1 protein-coding gene and 1 pseudogene are annotated in these 1267 nt (G+C 64.3%); both read left to right on the top strand.

Annotation, left to right across the window (positions count from 1 at the left end; all coding sequences use genetic code 11):
* Positions 1-452: pseudogene (locus tag AC1DY5_RS56105) on the top strand (hypothetical protein); the annotation flags it as partial.
* Positions 449-1267: Gfo/Idh/MocA family protein (locus tag AC1DY5_RS56100; RefSeq protein ID WP_478122784.1), on the top strand; the 819-nt coding region annotated here is incomplete at its 3' end. The pseudogene AC1DY5_RS56105 and the gene AC1DY5_RS56100, both read left to right, overlap by 4 nt.

The following is a 1267-nucleotide window of genomic DNA, read 5'->3' as shown; positions in this document are numbered from 1 at the left end:
ATGTCAACGTCTCTTGGCTTGGCGAGAACATCGTTGGCCCGGGCGGCTTTGTGGACATCACGCAGAGGGCCAAGAAGGTGGTTTTCTGCGGCGCATTCGAGGCCAAGGGCCTGGAGGTCCGAAATTCAAGCGGGCGGCTTGAAATCCTCAAGTACGGCTCGGTTCCGAAGATCGTGCCCGAGGTTCGCCACATCACGTTCAGCGGGCAGCGCGCGCGCGCAGATCGGCAGCAGGTGTTGTATGTCACGGAACGCGCGGTCTTCGAGCTCGCCGAGCACGGGCTGCGATTGATCGAGGTTGCAGACGGCGTCAACATCGCAACGGATGTTATCGACAGGCTCCCCTTCACCGTGCAGGTGGCACCGGCCCTTGCCGCGCGAGCCGCTCGGGGCAGTTCCGGTCCAGGCGAGGCGGCACTGGTCTTCGAACACCGGGCGCAGGACGCGCGATGAACGCCGTCTCCCCCAAGCTGCGCGTCGCGGTTTTTGGTGCTGGACTCGCATGGGCGCCACACCGGGCCAGCCTCCAGGACCTGACAGACCGGATCGAAGTGGTCTGGATAGTGGGCCAGACGCTGGAGCGCGTTCAACTGGAAGCCGCTCATTTCGCGGGTGCCCAAGCCACGACGTCGATTGCTGACGTGCTCGACGATCCCACCGTCCAAGCGGCACTGGTGCTGACTCCACCGTCGACGCACCTCGAAATCGTGAGGCGCCTCGCCGCCCGGGGCATTCATGTCCTGCTCGAAAAGCCCTTGGACGTGAATACGGAGCACGCGGAAGACCTGGTCGACATCTGCGAACAGCGAGGCGTCGTCCTCGCAGTCGTGCTCCAACATCGACTACGACCCGCAGCGCAGCGACTCAAGCAGATGACCGAGAAGGGTGAGTTGGGGCCGCTTACCAATGCGGCGGTCGACATCCGATGGTRGCGTCCGCAAAGCTACTACGACGTGCCAGGCCGCGGAACGAAGGCGCGCGACGGTGGAGGTGTGCTCCTGACGCAGGCCATCCACACACTGGACCTCTTCCTGTACCTCGCGGGATGCCCGGTGGAAGTCACGGCGCTGGTCACCACGAGTCAAATTCACCGAATGGAGTGCGAGGATGTCGTGACGGCAGCGCTGCGTTTGAGCGGCGGCGGACTCGCGACGATCAACGCGACGACCGCGGCTTATCCCGGGTTTCCCGAACGCATCGAATTGAGCGGCACGCTCGGGACCGCCACGCTCGTCGGCGGCGAGCTGACAGTCCGCTGGATTGAAGGG

It is taken from the genome of Variovorax sp. P4_D9 (genome assembly GCF_056401695.1).
This window is presented reverse-complemented; position numbering and strand designations above follow the sequence as displayed.